At 41.9% G+C, this 17,337-nt stretch carries 17 protein-coding genes; 7 read left to right on the forward strand and 10 right to left on the reverse strand.

All coding sequences use genetic code 11. The features are described 5' to 3' along the window. The first annotated feature begins 37 nt into the window (after positions 1 to 37). Together alsR and ASG46_RS09135 are read left to right on the forward strand one after the other, a co-directional pair. Positions 38 to 925, forward strand: a complete 888-nt coding sequence (gene alsR, locus ASG46_RS09130; RefSeq protein WP_039962952.1) for an acetoin biosynthesis transcriptional regulator AlsR — start codon at positions 38 to 40, stop codon at positions 923 to 925. 59 nt (positions 926 to 984) lie between these two features. Then, positions 985 to 1,602, forward strand: a complete 618-nt coding sequence (locus ASG46_RS09135; protein WP_197025612.1) for a flavin reductase family protein — start codon at positions 985 to 987, stop codon at positions 1,600 to 1,602. 233 nt (positions 1,603 to 1,835) lie between these two features. On the opposite strand, the gene rbsB is transcribed toward ASG46_RS09135, so the two are convergent. From rbsB to ASG46_RS09180, 9 genes are all read right to left on the reverse strand, one after another. After that, the gene (gene rbsB, locus ASG46_RS09140; protein ID WP_024718716.1) at positions 1,836 to 2,753 is read right to left on the reverse strand and encodes a ribose ABC transporter substrate-binding protein RbsB; all 918 of its coding nucleotides are present in this window, start codon (positions 2,751 to 2,753) and stop codon (positions 1,836 to 1,838) included. A gap of 13 nt (positions 2,754 to 2,766) precedes the next feature. Continuing rightward, a complete protein-coding gene (gene rbsC / locus ASG46_RS09145; RefSeq protein ID WP_007497532.1) occupies positions 2,767 to 3,720 on the reverse strand; it encodes a ribose ABC transporter permease RbsC in 954 nt (317 codons plus the stop codon). Between the two features lies 1 nt (position 3,721). After that, complete coding sequence (locus ASG46_RS09150; RefSeq protein ID WP_039165335.1) at positions 3,722 to 5,203, reverse strand: sugar ABC transporter ATP-binding protein; 1,482 nt, start codon at positions 5,201 to 5,203, stop codon at positions 3,722 to 3,724. Between the two features lie 15 nt (positions 5,204 to 5,218). Continuing rightward, the gene (gene rbsD, locus ASG46_RS09155; protein ID WP_007497529.1) at positions 5,219 to 5,611 is read right to left on the reverse strand and encodes a D-ribose pyranase; all 393 of its coding nucleotides are present in this window, start codon (positions 5,609 to 5,611) and stop codon (positions 5,219 to 5,221) included. Then, positions 5,608 to 6,486: a ribokinase gene (rbsK, locus tag ASG46_RS09160; RefSeq protein WP_035389745.1), complete on the reverse strand. Its 879-nt coding sequence runs from the start codon at positions 6,484 to 6,486 to the stop codon at positions 5,608 to 5,610. The genes rbsD and rbsK overlap by 4 nt, the downstream gene beginning before the upstream one ends. Beyond that, complete coding sequence (locus ASG46_RS09165; RefSeq protein WP_007497527.1) at positions 6,483 to 7,469, reverse strand: LacI family DNA-binding transcriptional regulator; 987 nt, start codon at positions 7,467 to 7,469, stop codon at positions 6,483 to 6,485. The genes rbsK and ASG46_RS09165 overlap by 4 nt, the downstream gene beginning before the upstream one ends. 117 nt (positions 7,470 to 7,586) lie before the next feature. Continuing rightward, entirely contained in the window at positions 7,587 to 8,729 is a 1,143-nt protein-coding gene (locus ASG46_RS09170; RefSeq protein ID WP_035389743.1) for a Ger(x)C family spore germination protein, read from the reverse strand. Then, on the reverse strand, positions 8,719 to 9,816 hold the full coding sequence (locus tag ASG46_RS09175; protein WP_056704243.1) for a GerAB/ArcD/ProY family transporter: 1,098 nt from the start codon (positions 9,814 to 9,816) through the stop codon (positions 8,719 to 8,721). Before ASG46_RS09175 ends, ASG46_RS09170 begins: the two co-directional genes overlap by 11 nt. Next, the gene (locus ASG46_RS09180) at positions 9,806 to 11,287 is read right to left on the reverse strand and encodes a spore germination protein (protein WP_045033954.1); all 1,482 of its coding nucleotides are present in this window, start codon (positions 11,285 to 11,287) and stop codon (positions 9,806 to 9,808) included. Before ASG46_RS09180 ends, ASG46_RS09175 begins: the two co-directional genes overlap by 11 nt. A gap of 747 nt (positions 11,288 to 12,034) precedes the next feature. Between ASG46_RS09180 and pgsB the strand changes: the two genes are divergently transcribed. The 5 genes from pgsB (at position 12,035) to ASG46_RS09200 (ending at position 16,363) form a co-directional block, all read left to right on the forward strand. Further along, the gene (gene pgsB, locus ASG46_RS09185; protein WP_007497522.1) at positions 12,035 to 13,216 is read left to right on the forward strand and encodes a poly-gamma-glutamate synthase PgsB; all 1,182 of its coding nucleotides are present in this window, start codon (positions 12,035 to 12,037) and stop codon (positions 13,214 to 13,216) included. A 15-nt stretch (positions 13,217 to 13,231) separates the two neighbouring features. Further along, positions 13,232 to 13,681: a poly-gamma-glutamate biosynthesis protein PgsC gene (gene pgsC / locus ASG46_RS09190; RefSeq protein WP_007497520.1), complete on the forward strand. Its 450-nt coding sequence runs from the start codon at positions 13,232 to 13,234 to the stop codon at positions 13,679 to 13,681. A gap of 18 nt (positions 13,682 to 13,699) precedes the next feature. Next, positions 13,700 to 14,866: a CapA family protein gene (locus ASG46_RS09195; RefSeq protein ID WP_056704245.1), complete on the forward strand. Its 1,167-nt coding sequence runs from the start codon at positions 13,700 to 13,702 to the stop codon at positions 14,864 to 14,866. Continuing rightward, a complete protein-coding gene (locus tag ASG46_RS21095; protein ID WP_008343253.1) occupies positions 14,863 to 15,033 on the forward strand; it encodes a hypothetical protein in 171 nt (56 codons plus the stop codon). The genes ASG46_RS09195 and ASG46_RS21095 overlap by 4 nt, the downstream gene beginning before the upstream one ends. Before the next feature lie 106 nt (positions 15,034 to 15,139). Further along, positions 15,140 to 16,363, forward strand: coding sequence for a C40 family peptidase (locus ASG46_RS09200; RefSeq protein WP_056704247.1), 1,224 nt, complete (start codon positions 15,140 to 15,142; stop codon positions 16,361 to 16,363). A 56-nt stretch (positions 16,364 to 16,419) separates the two neighbouring features. Here ASG46_RS09200 and ASG46_RS09205 read toward each other — a convergent pair whose 3' ends face one another. Beyond that, positions 16,420 to 17,301 carry a Cof-type HAD-IIB family hydrolase gene (locus ASG46_RS09205; RefSeq protein WP_173408353.1) on the reverse strand — a complete coding sequence of 294 codons (882 nt, stop codon included), beginning with the start codon at positions 17,299 to 17,301 and terminating at the stop codon, positions 16,420 to 16,422. Positions 17,302 to 17,337: the final 36 nt, after the last annotated feature.

The raw sequence follows: 17,337 nt of genomic DNA on the forward strand, positions 1-17,337 counted from the left end.
AATATGTTTCACGAATAAGTGTTTGAGGAGTGAAAGGATGGAACTGAGACATTTGCAGTATTTTGTCACAGTCGCGGAGGAGCTGCATTTCGGCAGAGCGGCCGCACGATTGAACATGACACAGCCTCCACTTAGTCAGCAAATTAAGCAGTTTGAGGAAGAATTGGGATTTCCTTTGTTTCACCGGTCTAAACGGGTGGTGGAGTTAACAGCTGCTGGAAAGGTTTTTTTACATGAGGTCCGGGGGGTGCTGCATCAGCTTGATAAAGCCGTTGATCATGCCCGGCATACGGCAAGAGGGGAGCTTGGGAAGATTATCATCGGTTTCGTTGGTACAGCGACATATGATATTCTGCCGCCAGTTGTCCGTGAATTCAGAGAGCGGTACCCCTCTGTCAGTATTGAGCTGCAACAGCTCTCTGTCCCGCAGCAGCTTGAGGCGCTTTTGAATGGTGAGATTGATATTGGTTTTTTGCATCCTACATCACCGCAAGAAGAATTGGTCAGTCGTTTAATGAAGCAAAGTGAATGTATTTTTGCGATTCCGAAAAACCATCCGCTGGCGGAAAAAGAAGCGGTCACGATTGAAGATATTCGTGATGAGCCGATTATTTCTTTATCAAAGGAATCATGGCCGTCCCTTTATCAGCATTTTGTCCTACTTTGTGAAAAGTATGGATTTTCACCTAATATCGTGCAGGAAGCAGCAGAATATCAAATGGTCATTGGTCTTGTCACAGCGGGAATCGGAATTGCTATCATTCCAACATCGGCCCGGCGTTTATTTAATTTAGATGTGGTGTATCGGTCAATTGAAGGTGAGCAGCTACTCGCAGAATGGACCATTTCTTATAGACGAGAAAATCATAATCCCGCATTGTTTCATCTTGTCCATCATATTCTCCATCGTGCTGAGCCGGAATAAGGGAAGAGAGAACGGGGTATGGTATGATGTCGTTACATACAAGAGGAGGCATGTCTGAAGTGATTACATTACAAATGGATCAGTTGTCACGAAAAGAAGCATATAAAGTATTATCTGGTTCCGTCGTTCCAAGACCCATTGCATTTATTACAAGCCTTTCTAAAGAAGAAGTCGTCAATGCTGCACCATTTAGTTTCTTTAATGTCATTAGCGGCCATCCTCCGCTGATCGCTGTTTCTATTGGACGTCGTCAAGGAGAGATGAAAGATACAGCAAAACATATCATCGACAGGGAAGAATTTGTTGTCCATGTGAGTGATGAAGCGATGATTGAAGATATTAATGAAACAGCTGCTACATTGCCAGAGGAAGAGAGTGAGCTGACTCGTACCGGTCTTCATCAAGTGAAGAGCAGCGTGGTGTCAGTGCCAGGAATCAAGGAAGCACGCATTCGCTTTGAATGTCAGCTGGAAAAACATCTGACCTTTCAAAATGATGAAGGGGAGATCACAGTCGATCATATCATTGGCCGGGTGGTGTGTGCGCATTTAGATGAATCCGTCTATGATTCGGAAAAAGGATATATTTTTACGAATGAATTAAAGCCAGTTGCGCGTTTAGCGGGGAATGATTATGCCCATTTAGGTACGCCATTTGTACTGAAGAGACCGGAATAACATCTAAAACCCCCGAGGCTATCGGGGGTCCAGCGTGTAGACAAACCCTCGCATTCTTTGTCAGTCCTGCGCTTCGGTGCTCACGAATGTCAATTCGCTCTGCTCCGGTGCTCGTCCTTCCTAGACTGCAAAGGTTTTCTATCACGCTGAAAAGAAGACAAAGGGCTAAAATAAAGTTCATTTCAGCACTTTGTCTACAATCTAAACCCCCGAGGCTATCGGGGGTTTAGTGTTTATTTCTTTTGTTCTAGTTTCAATGGTGCGGCGATATTTTTTTCTACCTTTTTTCCTTTTAATACATCGTCAGCAGCACCGACTGCCAGTTGACCGATCAGCTCTGGCTGCTGCGCGACTGTTGCAGATAGTTTTCCTGCTTTGATCGAGTTGAGTGCATCTTCATTACCATCGAAACCGACGACAAGAATGTCTTTTCCAGAGCTTTGGATGGCCTCTAGTGCGCCAAGTGCCATTTCATCGTTGTGGGCAAAAACGGCTTTGATGTCAGGGTTTCCTTGAAGAAGGTTTTCCATCACGTTGAGCCCTTTTGTCCGGTCGAAGTCAGCGGCTTGTTTTGCTGTGACATCTAACTTTTTGTCTGCAATTTGATGGAAACCTTTTCCTCGTTCACGTGTCGCAGAAGCACCTGGTACACCTTCCAGTTCAGCCACTTTTGCTCCTTTACCGACTTTGTCGATAATAAAGTTAGCTGCCATTTCGCCGCCTTTGATGTTATCAGAAGCAACAAGCGCTTCAACCTTTCCGCTTTCTGCCGAGCGGTCTAATGTGATGACCGGTATGTCTGAAGCATTCGCAGATTCGACAGCCGTTGATATGGCAGAGGAATCGGCTGGGTTAATGAGTAATGCATCGACCCCTTGTTGAATTAAATCTTCTACATCACTTGTTTGTTTGGCTGAATCATTTTGTGCATCGGCAATGACAACTTCAATGCCAAGCTTTTTCGCTTCTTTTGTCACGCCGTTTTTAAGAGAAACGAAGAATGGGTTATTTAAAGTCGAGATCGACAGTCCGATTTTCATGTCTTTTTTCTTGCCATCCTTTGTTGATTTGGCCCACTCTGGCGGTTCAAGCGAGCAGGCAGAAAGCATGAATAATGAGAGAGTCACGATCAGGATTACATATTTTTTCATAGCAGCTGCCTCCTTAAGCAGATTTCTTTCTGTCGAGTAGGACTGCAATCAAGATGACAATCCCTTTCACAACAGACTGATAGAATGATGAAACACCAAGTAAGTTCATACCATTGTTCAAGACCCCGATAATGAGTACCCCGATGAGTGTGCCGACAATTCGCCCTCTTCCGCCGGATAGGCTTGTCCCGCCAAGTACAACGGCAGCAATTGCATCAAGTTCATACGACGTACCAGCTGTTGGCTGGGCTGAGTTGAGACGAGATGTTAAGATCGCACCTGCTAAAGCAGACATAAAGCCGGCTAATGAGTAAATCATGATTTTGACGCGTGGTACTTTAATACCTGAGATGAGGGCTGCTTTTTCATTTCCGCCAATGGCATACGTTCTTCTGCCAAAAGGTGTTTTATGAAGCAAGACCCAAAGAACGATAAAGGTGAGAAGCATGGTGATCGCTGGAACAGGAATGCCTAAGAAATATCCACGGCCAAATAGCTGAAATGCATAGTTAGAGCCAAGCCCTGTAATTGGGTTTCCGTCTGTATAAACAAGCGTCAATCCTCTGAAAATCGTCATCGTCGCAAGTGTTGCGATAAAAGGAGCCATTTTTCCTTTTGTGATTAAAAGACCGTTGATCATTCCAAGGATGGCACCGATGATACATCCAACAATGATGGCAAGAATCGGGTCCAAACCAGATACAATAAAGCCGGCAGTCAGAGCACTAGACAGCGCTAGAATGGCACCGACAGACAAATCAATTCCTCCGGTTAAAATAACAAACGTCATGCCAAAGGCAATGAGGGCGTTAATGGAGATTTGTCTGAGTAAGTTTAAAATGTTTAATGGTTCTAAAAAGGCCGGATTTAAAATAGAAACAATGGCAACAAGGATGATGAGTCCTAAGAATGGCCCAAGCTTTTGCATGATGTTGTCAAATCGTCCATTTGAAGTAAGTGGTTTCATGTTACTTCCCTCCTGTAGCTAGTGTCATAATTCGTTCTTGTGTAGCTTCTGTTTTACTTAATTCTCCGCTGATGGTTCCTTCATGAATGACAAGCACTCGATCGCTCATCCCAAGAACTTCTGGGAGCTCAGAGGAGACCATCAAAATTGCAACGCCTCGATCCGTCAGCTCGTTCATCAGCTGATAAATTTCTCGTTTCGCCCCGACGTCGACACCTCTTGTCGGTTCATCTAAAATCAGCACCTTCGGCTGAATGCCGATCCATTTGGCGATGACGACCTTTTGCTGATTTCCACCGGACAGGCTGCGTGCAGAAATTTCAGATGAAGCGGTTTTGATCGTGAGTCGTTTGATGAGAAGGTCAACAAAGTCCTGCTCGTTTTTCTTATCGATCAGCCCCTTTGGAGAGAAGCTGTCTAAGTTAGGCAAGCCGATGTTTTCCCGGATGGATGCATCCAGCATCAGTCCTTCATCTTTACGATCCTCCGTGATAAAACCGATGCCAAGTTTGACTGCATCACTTGGTTTTTTAATGACAGCCTTTTTCCCATGAACCCAAATTTCTCCTTGATCCAGGGGATCGAGTCCAAAGAGCGACCGCATCATTTCCGTCCGGCCAGCGCCCATTAAGCCTGCAACACCGACAATTTCTCCAGCTTTGACGGAAAAACTGACATCTTGAAAGCGGCCTTTCCTCGTTGCTTGCTTCACTTCTAGGACGGTATCACCAGTAGAAGGTGTGCGTTCAGGGTAACGATCGGTTAATTCGCGGCCGACCATTTTTTTGACGACTTCATGGAAATTCGTGTCCGGTATCGCTTTCGTATCGACCGTTTTCCCGTCACGCATGATGGTTATTCGGTCACAGATGGCGAAGATTTCTTCCATCCGGTGAGAAATGTAGACGATGGAAACGCCTTCTTTTTTGAGTGATTCAATGACCTGAAATAGCTTTTCAATCTCACGGTCTGTGAGAGCAGCTGTTGGTTCATCCATAATAATGACCTTTGCATCGGTCATTAACGCTTTCGCAATCTCAATCATCTGCTTTTGGCCGACAGAACAGCTTCCTGCCTCTTGATCGAGAGATAGGTTGACAGATAATCGGTCGAGCTGCGCTTGGGCGAGGGCTTTCATTTTCTTGGTGTCTAGGAGACCAAGTTTTGTATAGATTTCTTTCCCGATAAATAAATTCTCGAGTACCGTCATATCAGGCCATATATTCAGTTCCTGATGAATGAAGGCAATCCCGTTCTGCTCGGCTTCTTTCGGATTCTTGAAAGCGGTTTCTTTTCCGTCGATTTGAATCGTTCCTTGATCCAGTGAATAGAGTCCTGTCAGCAGATTCATTAACGTTGATTTTCCTGCCCCGTTTTCACCCATAAGTGCGTGGACTTCACCTGTGACGAGGTCAAAGGAGACCCCGGCGAGAACGGTGTTTTTTCCAAAGGCCTTATGGATGTTATGCATTTCAATGTTCATAAGTGGCTCCTCCTTTTAAAAGATGACACCGGCATGAAGAATGCAGTTTGCGTATGGGGTGGCTTCACCCGTGCGAATCACTGCTTTTGCCTGTTTGGTCATGTCTTTGAACGTCTCGTGATCGACTTCATTTAACGGATGTGAGAACGCTTTCTTTAGAAATAAATGATCTCTCTCATTGGCTTGTTTGATTTCACTGGCGATTGTGATGTGTTCAACGGCCATTTCCTCAAGAAGGAGGGAAGTAACCTCCTGAAAGGATGGTGTGCCGATGGATAATGCAAGGTCGATTTTGACCGGGCCTTCTGGAATGGGCAGGCCGCAGTCTGCAATGACAATCGTATCTGTATGACCAAGGTCAGCAAGCACCTTGGCGATATGACTATTTAAAATACCATTTTTCTTCATTTCTTATTCTCCAATTCTTCTCTTGCTGGCATGCCGCCTTGGGCACCAAATTTTGTGACTGAGATAGACGCAGCTAAGTTGGCAAAAGCAAGTGCGTCGTATAGGGATTTTCCTTCTGTCAGTGCTACAGCTAGAGCGCCGTTAAAAGTATCACCAGCGCCTGTAGTGTCGACGGCTTTCACAGGATAGCCCGGTACCAACACTTCTTTTGATCCATCAAAGTAACGAACACCATTTTTTCCTTCTGTAATGAGTAATTTGTTTGGATATTGGCGCAAAGCTTCTGCTATGGTGAGTCCATCAAACATAAGAGCTGCTTCGTGTTCGTTTGGCGTGATATAGGCAGCTTGATCTAATATTTGCTGAGAGACTTTGCGAGCTGGTGCGGGATTTAAGATGACTGGAATCCCTTTTTCGCTGCAAATGGCGCAGACGGCTTCGACTGTTTCTTCAGGAATTTCCTGCTGGATGAGGACGATTCCGATATTTTCAATAGAAGAAAGAGCATCTTTTACATAATGAGGTGTTACCTCATTGTTTGCTCCTTTGACGACAACAATGCTGTTATCTCCTTCAGCTAAAATGATATGAGCTGTTCCGCTTTCCATTTCGGTAACCGGTTTCATATAGGTGGTGCGAACACCTTGTGCTTGCAAATTGCTCATAATGTCCTGACCATACGCGTCATCACCAATTCGGCCGATCATATATACATCTGCACCGAGCCTTGCGCTTGCTACTGCTTGATTGGCTCCTTTTCCCCCAGGGACCGTTTTAAATGATTCGCCTAGGACGGTTTCTCCTGCACTAGGACGTTTATTCGATGTAACAACTAAATCCATGGAACAACTTCCTACGACAACTATTTGACTCATTGTGAATCCACCTTTCTTGTGGTCTCTCGTTCAATAAAAGAGACGGGCATTTGAATAACTGCTTGATCTATTGGCTGTTTTTGAATGGCTTTAATGATCAGCTTTGCGGCTTCTTTCCCCATATCATAGGCAGGCTGCCGAATCGTTGATAAAGAAGGGAAGAGCAGTTCGCTTTGCGGAATATCATCAAATCCAATGATTTGGACGTCTTCTGGAATGGCTTTTCCAATTCGAAGTGCTTCGTGTACGACGGCTGCTGCGACGATGTCATTGCTGGCAATGATGCCATCTGTTTCAGGGTACAGCTTGAAAAGAGCCTTGGCGCTTTTTCGCGCTTCCTGAAAAGAAAAAGAAGCGTTAGACATCACATGAAAGTTAGCACCTTCTTCAGTCAGAACATCAAGTGCGCCTTTGAATCTTTGCCGCGCCGTTTGAAGATGAGCGGGCCCTTTTAGCAATGTGATCTGCTGACTGCCGCGTTTGATTAATTCCATTGCAGCCATTTTCCCGCCTGCCGTAGCATCTGCAAACACAGAAGGCGCATTTGGAACGGTACGATCTAAGAAGACAACAGGCAGTTCATCATCATTGTACAAATCCGATTCAGGTTCGTTTGTGACAGCGATGACACCGACCACCTGGTTTTGCTTAAAGGTTTGTAAATAGGCCATTTCCTTCTCCCGATCTTCATCACTGTTTCCGAATAATAACCGAAAGCCGTGTGCATGAATCTCATCCTCAACGCCTCTAGCCAGCTGAGGGAAGAAGGGGTTTGTGATATCAGGTAAGATGAGACCAACTAATCTTGATTCTCTTTTAAAAAGGGATCGTGCCACTTCATTGGGGAAGTAGTTCAGCTCCTGCATCGCTTGTGTCACACGGGTTTTCGTATCAATATGGACGTATCCAGTATCGTTGAGCACGCGTGAAACAGTCGCAACAGATACTTGAGCAGCTTTTGCAACATCTTTAATTGTAGCCAATGGAGTGCCTCCCTTCGTCAATGTGTAACCGTTTACACAGATAGATTATCACGAAAGCATTAAAAAGACAATCTTAAAAAAATAAAAAAAGAAAAGAAAGATGACTTCTTCCTTTTCTTAACTAATAATGCCTGTTTGTGTAATGTTTACTTTGATTTTTGGAATGATTTTCACTTTTGGATAATCGGTGACCCAATTCATTTTCATATACTCATCATAATGTCTGACCCGGTATTTTCTGCCGAGGCTTAAGACGTCAGAATTTGCTTCTTGTAATGTAGCAACAATTTTTTCTGCTTCTTTTGTCAAGATGGTTGAAAGTCTTTTATTGAGCATTTCAATTTTTTTGTCTGTATCTAGATTATCTTTTGGGTACTCAAGGACAGAAGTATTAAATTCAAATTTGAGTGAGTATGTTAAGTTTCGATGATCAGGATTCAGAATCTCAATGTCTCTCTTCACATCAGTGACTTGGATGGTGATGTAATTGTTTTCTTTAGACTTCATATCGCTTCTCACTTTTTTTGTGAAGTTGGCATACTTGCCCATTTTTCCGTCCATGACGGTGAGCAAGATCGCATCTTGACCATACAGCTCGCCTTTCTTTTTCTCATTATCAAATAGTGCAACACCTTTTACACTGATTAATTTCTTCGATTGATCAAAATAGATTAACGGCAGTGTGAAGTCCTCTCCAGTTTGGAGCATTTTAGATCGAATACTTTGAATGTTTTTAGGTGCTACTTGGGAGGAGCGTGATGCGGTTGTGATTAAGTTATTTAAATAGTCACTCACAATGAGTTTTTCCTTCAGCAGCGAGTTAATCACTTCTTCACAGGTCCCCCCTTGAACAACGGCAAGATTTGCGAGGAGGGGACTTTTTGGATCACGATAAAACATATCTAAGTAGGGCAGAAGACGATTTTGGGCAAATTCATCACCGATCAGCATCACCCGCATTTTCGACATGTCTATTTTTTGATCCACTATCCGGCTGAAGTTGGTTCTTGCTTTTCTTAAAGTAGGTGCTTCCGTTGTGAGAAGAGTGGTTAAAAAGCTGCCAGTATTTCCTTGCTCCATACTTTGAGACTGCTGCACTTTTCGATAAGTGATTGAGTATTTCGCATTGTCATCCTCTCCTTGATCAACAGCGGAGGTTAACACAAGAGAGATGTTCTTTAATAAATTTTGATCCCAGCAGCCAGGCATGAATATGAGAGAAACACACATGAGCAACGTCAGTATGTACTTATGACGCATGTGATTTCACCTTCCCTTTGCGATGTTTGATAAAGATGATAATGGCCATAAAGATTGGGAGTGTGTAAATAAATGAATATTGAGCGATGGTGGTAAAATCATTAAAACGCTGAATTCTAAAATTATCGGTTGCAAGGTAACAGCTAGCCGCATAGATCAAAATGGCAAAATAAAAGACGTATTTTTTGTGGTCTTTTTTCTTGAGAATACTTGCTACGCCATTTGCACAGAAGTAGAGATAGTTACTGAGTGTGGCTAAAATGACAAATACCCAGAAACTAAGAAAAATTAAATCTGTCCGTTCAATCACACCGAACGAAATGGTTTTTAACAGATAAAGAACAGGATTTGGAATGATATTGAGCTCAATCGGGCTGAAGAACATAAAACAAATCACTGTGATAAATAGGTAGTAAAGTGTCGTGCATATATTGGCAATGGTCATGACCTTGTATCGCGCTTTAATGGTGCCTTTCATCAGTGGAGAAATGATCAGAATCATCTCAAATCCATTCATAGATAATACAACATCCTTCAATCCAAGCTGAAATTGAGAGAAGTCCGTTTGGAAAAAGGGCATAAGGTAGTCGATATTGGTTCCTTTTAATGAATACAGCATGATGAGAGACAACAAGAGTAAAAAAGGAGTAAGAATAAAGTTGAATCTGACAATCGCTGTAATTTGTTCCTTGGCGATGTAAAGGATGGATATCATGAGTAGTAGGTTGATGACCCAATTGGGTGTAAGTGGTAAAACCCATATACCCAGAATTCTCGTGAAAATAGATAGAACGACAATACAGACTGAGGCGAAATAAATTGTATAAAGAGCCACTAAGATTCGCCCAATCCATTTTCCAAAAACCTCAATTAACGCCTCGAAAAATGATGTCTCAGGATATTTGTGAATGATATATATAAAAATGGTATTGATGATTTGGATAAAAAAACATGCCAAAATGATAGCCATCCAGCCATCATGCCCCATATCTTTCATGAGCAAATGAGGCAGGGCTAAAATACCGACACCAATTTGAGATTGAATGATAAAAAAGACAGCTTGAGATGGAGATATTTTATTTTTCATCTTGATTTTTCCATCCTCTCAAATTTTCAATTTGCTCTTTCTTTTTTGGATTTAAGTAAACAGGGCGCTTTTTATACATCCACATCGGTAACCGAATCACAGTGTCTTTTAAGTCCTGCCAGTTAAATGGAGCTACTGGAGATAAATACGGGACACCTAGTGATTCAAGGCGGCATAAATTCATCAGGACGATCGACAGGCCGAATGAAATGCCAATAAACCCAAACATCGATGCCATGAACATGAGGGGAAAACGCAGCATCCTGATGGTAGACGTCATTTCAAACGAAGGAAGAACAAAGGAAGCAACAGCGGTCACGGCGACCACAACGATAAGAACATTCGAAATGAGCCCAGCTTTTACTACCGCATCTCCAATGACCAAACCGCCTACAATCCCAATGGTCTGTCCAATTGGCTTTGGCAGACGCACCCCAGCTTCGCGTATGAGCTCAATCGTAATCTCCATCAGCATAGCTTCTATTAAAGGCGGAAAAGGAATGCCGATAATGGAATTTTTCATCGTAATCGCTAATTCATCCGGGACTACCTCATAATGAAAGCCGATGACTGCTATATAAAAAGAAGGCAAAATCACAGCGATGATACAGGCAATATAACGAAGAATACGAATAAACGTAGCTGGAATCCAGCGACTATTGTAGTCATCTGGTGATTGAAAGAAGCTAAAGAACGTAATAGGCAGAATGATAGCCATTGGGCTGCCGTCCATTAAGACGACAATTCTTCCTTCAAGAATGGCGGATCTCACTTTGTCAGGTCGTTCTGTGTCAATAAGCTGCGGGAAGATGGAATACGAATCATCCTCAATCGCCTCTACAATAGAACCGGGGCTAAGCAGCGTGTCTACTTTAATAGAAGAAATTCGTTTGTTAACCTCATCTATCTTTTCTTGATTGGCAATATCAGAAATATAAACCGTCGCAACCTTTGTTTCAGATTTTGTACCGACCTTATGATACTGGATTGCAAGTTTTCGATCATTTAAGTGTGAACGCAGCAAATATAAATTGGTATCTAAACTCTCAACAAACCCATCATGTGCGCCTGCAATAATACTTTCAGAAGAAGGTTCAGAAATGGAACGCAGTGGCGGCTGCCCGACAGCAAATATTTTAATCTGTGCGGATTTTTCATCAAGGAAGGCAATACTTCCGGCAATAATGCTGTCGACAATCAGCGTCAAGTCACCTGTTTCGAGTGAACTAAGAGATTTTGCATAGTCCTGTTTTCCAGGAGGGCCAAGCAAGTTGCCAATAATGAAGTTGTTTAATTTACTTTCATCCACTCTTGTTTTAATAAAAAACAGCACTGATTTCGTTTCATTCACCATCAATTCCCGGTATTCAAAATCAGCGCTTTGCTGAAATGCTTTTTTCAGAATCCGAATCTTTTCCTCAAAACCACCTGATAAAAAGTGTAAGCGTGTTTGTTCATTCGTATTTGGCATCTTTAGCCTCCTCTCACAGATTTTTTAACCATAGTGTAAGCCGAGAAGATGATTTTATGCGTCATCTTTAGGGAAAGCATGACACGCACCGACAACTTTCAACTAAAATCACATTAAAAATGTTAAGAAATGATGAATCTTGATAAAAAGAAATGAATAATGTTTCATTGTTTAGGTCATAAGGAGTGAATATCGTAAAAAGAGTCTATAACAAAATGATTAATCTTTGACATCTTATCCCAATTTTTTGTGACCTGAAAATAAGCAGATGACTTGATTTTTTGAGAGGTGACCTTTGTCATAGGTCAACACATAGCGTTCTGACCAATGAGGATGACTTTCTAACCTGTTCATTTAAAAATATAAAATATTCTAAAACACGCACTATTCATTTAAAGCGCTGATATGACTGATTTCATAGAGATGAGAGGGCTTTAAAACATTGATTCAAAATACATCTTAATAATTGTCGAAAAATTTAGGGAGAAAAGGACAAAAGATTTTCCACTGTATGATGGTAACGCTTTCTCTTGTTTGAAGCAGAAATTCAGTCGTCATTTTGTCCGTCTTTTGGCCTTTTCATTTGAGCGTGAGATAGGCAAATACGCCTTCTGATTAGAGGAATTTGGCATACGAGGAAGTGAAAGATTATGTTACATAATACCGATTGTGATTTTATGCTGAACCTATATACTGTTGATTGAATTTACATATCACACTCATAAAAAAAGGAGATGTAGATAAGCGATGTGGTTAATCGTTATAGCCTGTGTCATCATGTTAGGGATTGGCTTTATTGAAAAGAAGCGTCATCAGAAAAATATCGATGCCCTGCCGGTACGCGTCAATATTAATGGTATACGCGGAAAGTCTACCGTTACAAGATTGACAACCGGTATCTTAATGGAGGCAGGTTATAAAACTGTCGGCAAAACAACAGGAACGGATGCAAGAATGATTTATTGGGATACGCCAGAAGAGAAACCGATTAAAAGGAAACCGCAAGGACCAAATATCGGAGAGCAGAAAGAAGTTATGAGAGAAACCGTTGAAAGAGGAGCAAATGCCATCGTCAGTGAATGTATGGCGGTGAATCCAGATTACCAAATTATCTTTCAGGAAGAGCTGCTTCAAGCGAATATTGGCGTGATCGTAAACGTTCTTGAAGATCATATGGATGTGATGGGACCAACTCTTGATGAAATAGCTGAAGCCTTTACAGCGACAATTCCTTACAATGGGCACTTGGTTATTACGGATAGTGAATATACAGATTTCTTTAAAGAGATTGCGAAAAAGCGCAATACTGAAGTGATTGTTGCAGATAATTCCAAGATTACCGATGAGTATTTACGGAAATTTGAGTACATGGTGTTCCCGGATAATGCTTCACTTGCACTTGGTGTCGCACAAGCATTGGGAATTGATGAAGATACGGCATTTAGAGGCATGTTAAATGCGCCGCCTGATCCAGGAGCGATGAGAATTCTTCCATTAATGGACGCAAAAACACCTGGACATTTTGTAAATGGATTTGCGGCTAATGACGCAGCATCTACATTGAACATTTGGAAGCGTGTGAAGGAAATTGGGTATCCAACAGATGAACCGATTATTATCATGAACTGTCGTGCGGATCGCGTAGATAGAACGATCCAGTTTGCGGAGGATGTACTTCCTTATATTGAAGCAAGTGATCTTGTCTTAATTGGTGAAACGACAGATCCAATTGTGAAGGCATTTGAGGATGGAAAAATTCCGGCTGACCACTTACACAACCTTGAATATCAATCTACAGAACAAATTATGAACATGCTTGAGAAAAAGCTTCATAATCGAGTGGTTTATGGAGTCGGCAATATTCACGGCGCCGCTGAACCTTTAATCGAAAAAATTCAAGAATACAAAATTAAGCAGCTTGTCAGCTAGGAGGAAATATAGAAAATGTTCGGATCAGATCTTTATATCTCGTTAATTTTAGGTGTTCTACTCAGTTTAATCTTTGCAGAAAAAACAGGAATCGTACCAGCTGGGTTGGTTGTTCCAGGTTATCTGGCACTCGTCTTTAACCAGCCAGTCTTCATTTTAGTTGTTTTATCTGTCAGCTTGCTGACATATGTGATCGTTCGTTTTGGTCTATCGAAATTTATGATTTTGTACGGACGCAGAAAGTTTGCGGCGATGCTGATTACAGGAATTGCCTTAAAGCTCATATTTGATTTCTTCTATCCAGTGGTTCCGTTTGAAATAGCAGAATTCCGCGGAATCGGAATCATCGTGCCTGGATTGATTGCGAATACGATTCAAAAGCAAGGTCTTACGATTACCCTTGGAAGCACATTACTTCTAAGTGGTGCAACATTTGCCATCATGTATGTTTACTATCTATTTTAAGATAAGGTGTGTCCAATGATGAATAAAAAATTGAGCTTTCAGGAAAAGCTGCTGAAAATCACAAAGAACCAAAAGAAAAAGACGAATAAACATGTACTGATTGCTTTACCGATTGTCATTGCTTGTACATTTCTATTTACATTTATCGGGAAAGCACAAGTACCAACTGTAGAAAAGAATCCAGAAAACATCCTGACCGCTTCGTTTGTCGGAGATATTATGTTTGGAAGAAATGTAGAGAAAGTAACAGACCGCTATGGAAAGCAGCACCTGTTCCGCTATGCGAAGCCGTTTTTTGATGTATCAGATTATGTAACAGGGAATTTTGAGCATCCAGTGGCTTCAGATAAGGAACAGGCAGCACAAAAGAATATTCATTTGAAAACAGATGAAGATTCTGTACAAGCGTTAAAGGATTTGAATTTCTCTGTACTAAACTTTGCGAATAACCATGCAGCAGACTACGGTGAAAAAGGCTTAAATAACACGCTCGATGCCTTTGAAAAAGCTGACATGGATTATACAGGGGCAGGGCGCAACGTCAATGATGCGAAGCAGAACATTTCATACAAAGAAGTGAATGGCGTTAAAATCGCTACCCTTGGTTTTACAGATGTATATGGAAAAGATTTTAAAGCAACAAATCGCAAGGCAGGTATTCTACCAGCTGATCCATCTATCTTTATTCCGATGATTTCACAAGCTGCTGAAAAGGCAGATATCGTTGTTGTTCATGCGCACTGGGGACAGGAATATAACAATGAAGTAAACGACAGACAAAGAGAGCTGGCAAGAGCGATGTCAAAGGCTGGTGCTGATATCATTATCGGTGCACACCCGCACGTTCTTGAGCCGATGGAAGTCTATAACGGAACAGCGATCTTCTATAGCTTGGGGAACTTTATTTTTGACCAAGGCTGGTCAAGAACACGTGATTCTGCCATTGTTCAGTATCATCTGAATGAAGATGGAAAAGCGACATTTGAAGTGGTTCCAATGTACATCAAAGAAGCGACACCTGCTCCAGTCAAAGCAGGATCTCTTGAATCAAAATCGATTATCCGTATGCTGACAAATGGCACGAATGCGGATTGGAAAGAAAAAGACGGACATATTTTCTTTGAAGTCGATCATTCTGATAAAGTTCAAACATTAAAAGAAAACGAGGGGAAGGATAAAAAATGAAATTCCTTAAAGCAAGCTGGCCGTTTGTTGCGTTAATTTTAGTCTTTGTCTTTATGTCTGCTTTTAAATTTAGTGACAGCCTCACCGATCATGAGAAACAAAAGATCTCGGTTGAAATGCAGAAAATCGAACAGCAAAAGCAGTCAAAAGCAGAAGCAAGTAAATAAAGAAATGATGATGAAAAGAGCACGCGAGGCGTGCTCTTTTTTGACGGAAAAAGGTGTAAAATGAAAGGGGTCATGTCGAAACTATAAAAGAAAGGAGGAAGAGAGGATGAAATGGAAAGGAATACTGCTTGGAGGATGTGCCATTGTAGGACTCATGTTTATGTCCCAAACAGAGGTGTCTGCTCAAACAACATCTCCTTTAAAACAAGCGGAAACGCTGATAGGCACGCCTTATCATAAAGGAGGAATCAATCCGAAAACGGGCTTTGATGCGTCTGGCTTTATACAATATGTATACAAAACAACAGGTGCATTTGATTTGCCGCGAAAGGTGATTGATCAATACCAAATCGGTGAAAGCGTATCATGGGAAAAAGCGAAGCCCGGAGACCTTGTCTATTTTCGCAGTCTTGAAGAAACAAAAGACATCCCAACACATGTTGCTTTGTACGCTGGAAATGATCAGGTGATCCACATCACACTCAGTCAAGGGGTGGTGAAAACAGATGTCAGCAAAAGTAAATATTGGACCGATCGGTTCTATGCGGTCAAACGGCTGCCTGTCTCCCAAGAGATGTCGGATGATCAACTGGTGAAAGATGCGATGAAATATTTAGGAATCCCTTATGTATTCGGGGCATCAGATCCAAAAGTAGGATTCGATTGTTCAGGTTTTTTACAATATTTATTTGAAAAATCACTTGGGATTTATTTGCCAAGAAGTGCTGAGCAGCAATGGATGGTTGGAGAGAAAGTGGCACGAGACGATATTCGCCCTGGAGATTTTGTTTTTTTTAGCAACACGTATAAAAAAGGAATTTCACATGTAGGCATGTACATCGGAGGAGACCGCTTTATTCATGCGAGCCGTTCGGAAAGTGTGACGATTTCTTATTTGTCTGAATCGTATTGGCGTGAGAAATGGACAGGTGCGAAACGATTAACTGAGCTGAAACTAGCGAAAGAAGACCCAGTCGTATCAAAAGCCGCTACGTATATTGGAGAAGTACCCTATGTAAAAGGTGGTGCGAGCCCAAAGCAAGGCTTTGATACAGCAGGATTCACGCAGTATATCTATCAAGAAGTGCTTGGAATTGAGATGCCTCGCTATGCGCAGGGACAAGTTAAAGCAGGTACACCTGTGAAACGATCGGAACTAAAGCCAGGAGATCTTGTCTTTTTTAAAGGGACTTCGTTGATGCCAGCCATTTATGCTGGTTCAAATCAAGTCATTCATGTGACGGTTTCAAATGGCGTTGTCATTACCAATATGAAAACAAGTACGTATTGGAAGGATAAATATGAGACGGCTGTTAGAATTAAAAAATAAAGAAAAAGCCCGATCAATGCTCAGATCGGACTTCTCGACTTCTCACTAGGCGCTGATCAGACAAGCGTCTTTTTTTCTTGGAATTGATTCTGCAAAAGCAGATCAATAAAATAAGCGACGCCATCTTCGTGGTTGCCTTTTGTGATATAGGTGCTTTTTTCTTTAATGACATCCACCGCATTCCCCATCGCTATCCTGTGTCCTGCTTCATCGAACATGGATAGATCATTGGGGCTGTCACCGATCGCATAAATATCGGATCGGTCTACGCCATAATGGGCTGCAAGTTTTTTGAGGGCATGTCCTTTACCTGACTCTTTTGGCAGTACCTCAATGATATGTTCTCCAGATGAGGTCAAGGAGAGCTCAGGCATCTTAGAAAGAAGATCTCGTGCTTCTTGCAGCTTATTCATATCAAAGGAGAAGCATAGTAATTTATAAGTTGGTTCATTCGACTCGAAAATTTGACGGATGTCATCGACAGGTTTGATGCCAAACTGTTTAAATTGAGTCATCGCCCCTTCCCATAAATCAGCTACATCCTCATGAGGATTGGCACTTTTGATCATATCAAATTCAGCTTTAAGCTTTTCTTTTCCATCAAATGGGGAAAGGAGGGCATCGTCTGTATAGACCTCGAAATAAATGTTCCGTTCCACTAATTCCTTTGCAGCACGTCTTCCAGCTTCTTGATCAAGGGTGATTCTGCTGAAGAGCTTGTACCCTTCTGTATGGACAGTTCCTCCGTTTGCCGCAATAATGGGAATGTCCAAATCCCCAAGAAGCTCTTTTACATCAAAAGTCGCGCGCCCTGTACAAATGGTCACAATATATCCAGCTTCCTTCGCACGAATCAATGCTTGCCGGTTTTGAGCGGATATTTCACTTTTCGTATTTAAGAGTGTACCGTCTAAATCAATCGCAATCATCTTTTTCATTGCTGTTATATCCTCCTTCATTCATGCAATAGCCTC

Origin of the sequence: Bacillus sp. Leaf49 (assembly GCF_001426125.1) — a bacterium.
Lineage (GTDB): Bacteria > Bacillota > Bacilli > Bacillales > Bacillaceae > Bacillus > Bacillus altitudinis.

What these genes read in the sequence shown, in the direction of transcription:
- ASG46_RS21095 (WP_008343253.1), top strand. Translation starts at nt 14,863, where the DNA reads ATGAAATTCCTTAAAGCAAGCTGGCCGTTTGTTGCGTTAATTTTAGTC.
- rbsD (WP_007497529.1), bottom strand. Translation starts at nt 5,611, where the DNA reads ATGAAGAAAAATGGTATTTTAAATAGTCATATCGCCAAGGTGCTTGCT.
- pgsB (WP_007497522.1), top strand. Translation starts at nt 12,035, where the DNA reads ATGTGGTTAATCGTTATAGCCTGTGTCATCATGTTAGGGATTGGCTTT.
- rbsK (WP_035389745.1), bottom strand. Translation starts at nt 6,486, where the DNA reads ATGAGTCAAATAGTTGTCGTAGGAAGTTGTTCCATGGATTTAGTTGTT.
- rbsB (WP_024718716.1), bottom strand. Translation starts at nt 2,753, where the DNA reads ATGAAAAAATATGTAATCCTGATCGTGACTCTCTCATTATTCATGCTT.
- ASG46_RS09205 (WP_173408353.1), bottom strand. Translation starts at nt 17,301, where the DNA reads ATGAAAAAGATGATTGCGATTGATTTAGACGGTACACTCTTAAATACG.
- ASG46_RS09170 (WP_035389743.1), bottom strand. Translation starts at nt 8,729, where the DNA reads ATGCGTCATAAGTACATACTGACGTTGCTCATGTGTGTTTCTCTCATA.
- alsR (WP_039962952.1), top strand. Translation starts at nt 38, where the DNA reads ATGGAACTGAGACATTTGCAGTATTTTGTCACAGTCGCGGAGGAGCTG.
- rbsC (WP_007497532.1), bottom strand. Translation starts at nt 3,720, where the DNA reads ATGAAACCACTTACTTCAAATGGACGATTTGACAACATCATGCAAAAG.
- ASG46_RS09150 (WP_039165335.1), bottom strand. Translation starts at nt 5,203, where the DNA reads ATGAACATTGAAATGCATAACATCCATAAGGCCTTTGGAAAAAACACC.
- pgsC (WP_007497520.1), top strand. Translation starts at nt 13,232, where the DNA reads ATGTTCGGATCAGATCTTTATATCTCGTTAATTTTAGGTGTTCTACTC.
- ASG46_RS09175 (WP_056704243.1), bottom strand. Translation starts at nt 9,816, where the DNA reads ATGAAAAATAAAATATCTCCATCTCAAGCTGTCTTTTTTATCATTCAA.
- ASG46_RS09180 (WP_045033954.1), bottom strand. Translation starts at nt 11,287, where the DNA reads ATGCCAAATACGAATGAACAAACACGCTTACACTTTTTATCAGGTGGT.
- ASG46_RS09195 (WP_056704245.1), top strand. Translation starts at nt 13,700, where the DNA reads ATGAATAAAAAATTGAGCTTTCAGGAAAAGCTGCTGAAAATCACAAAG.
- ASG46_RS09200 (WP_056704247.1), top strand. Translation starts at nt 15,140, where the DNA reads ATGAAATGGAAAGGAATACTGCTTGGAGGATGTGCCATTGTAGGACTC.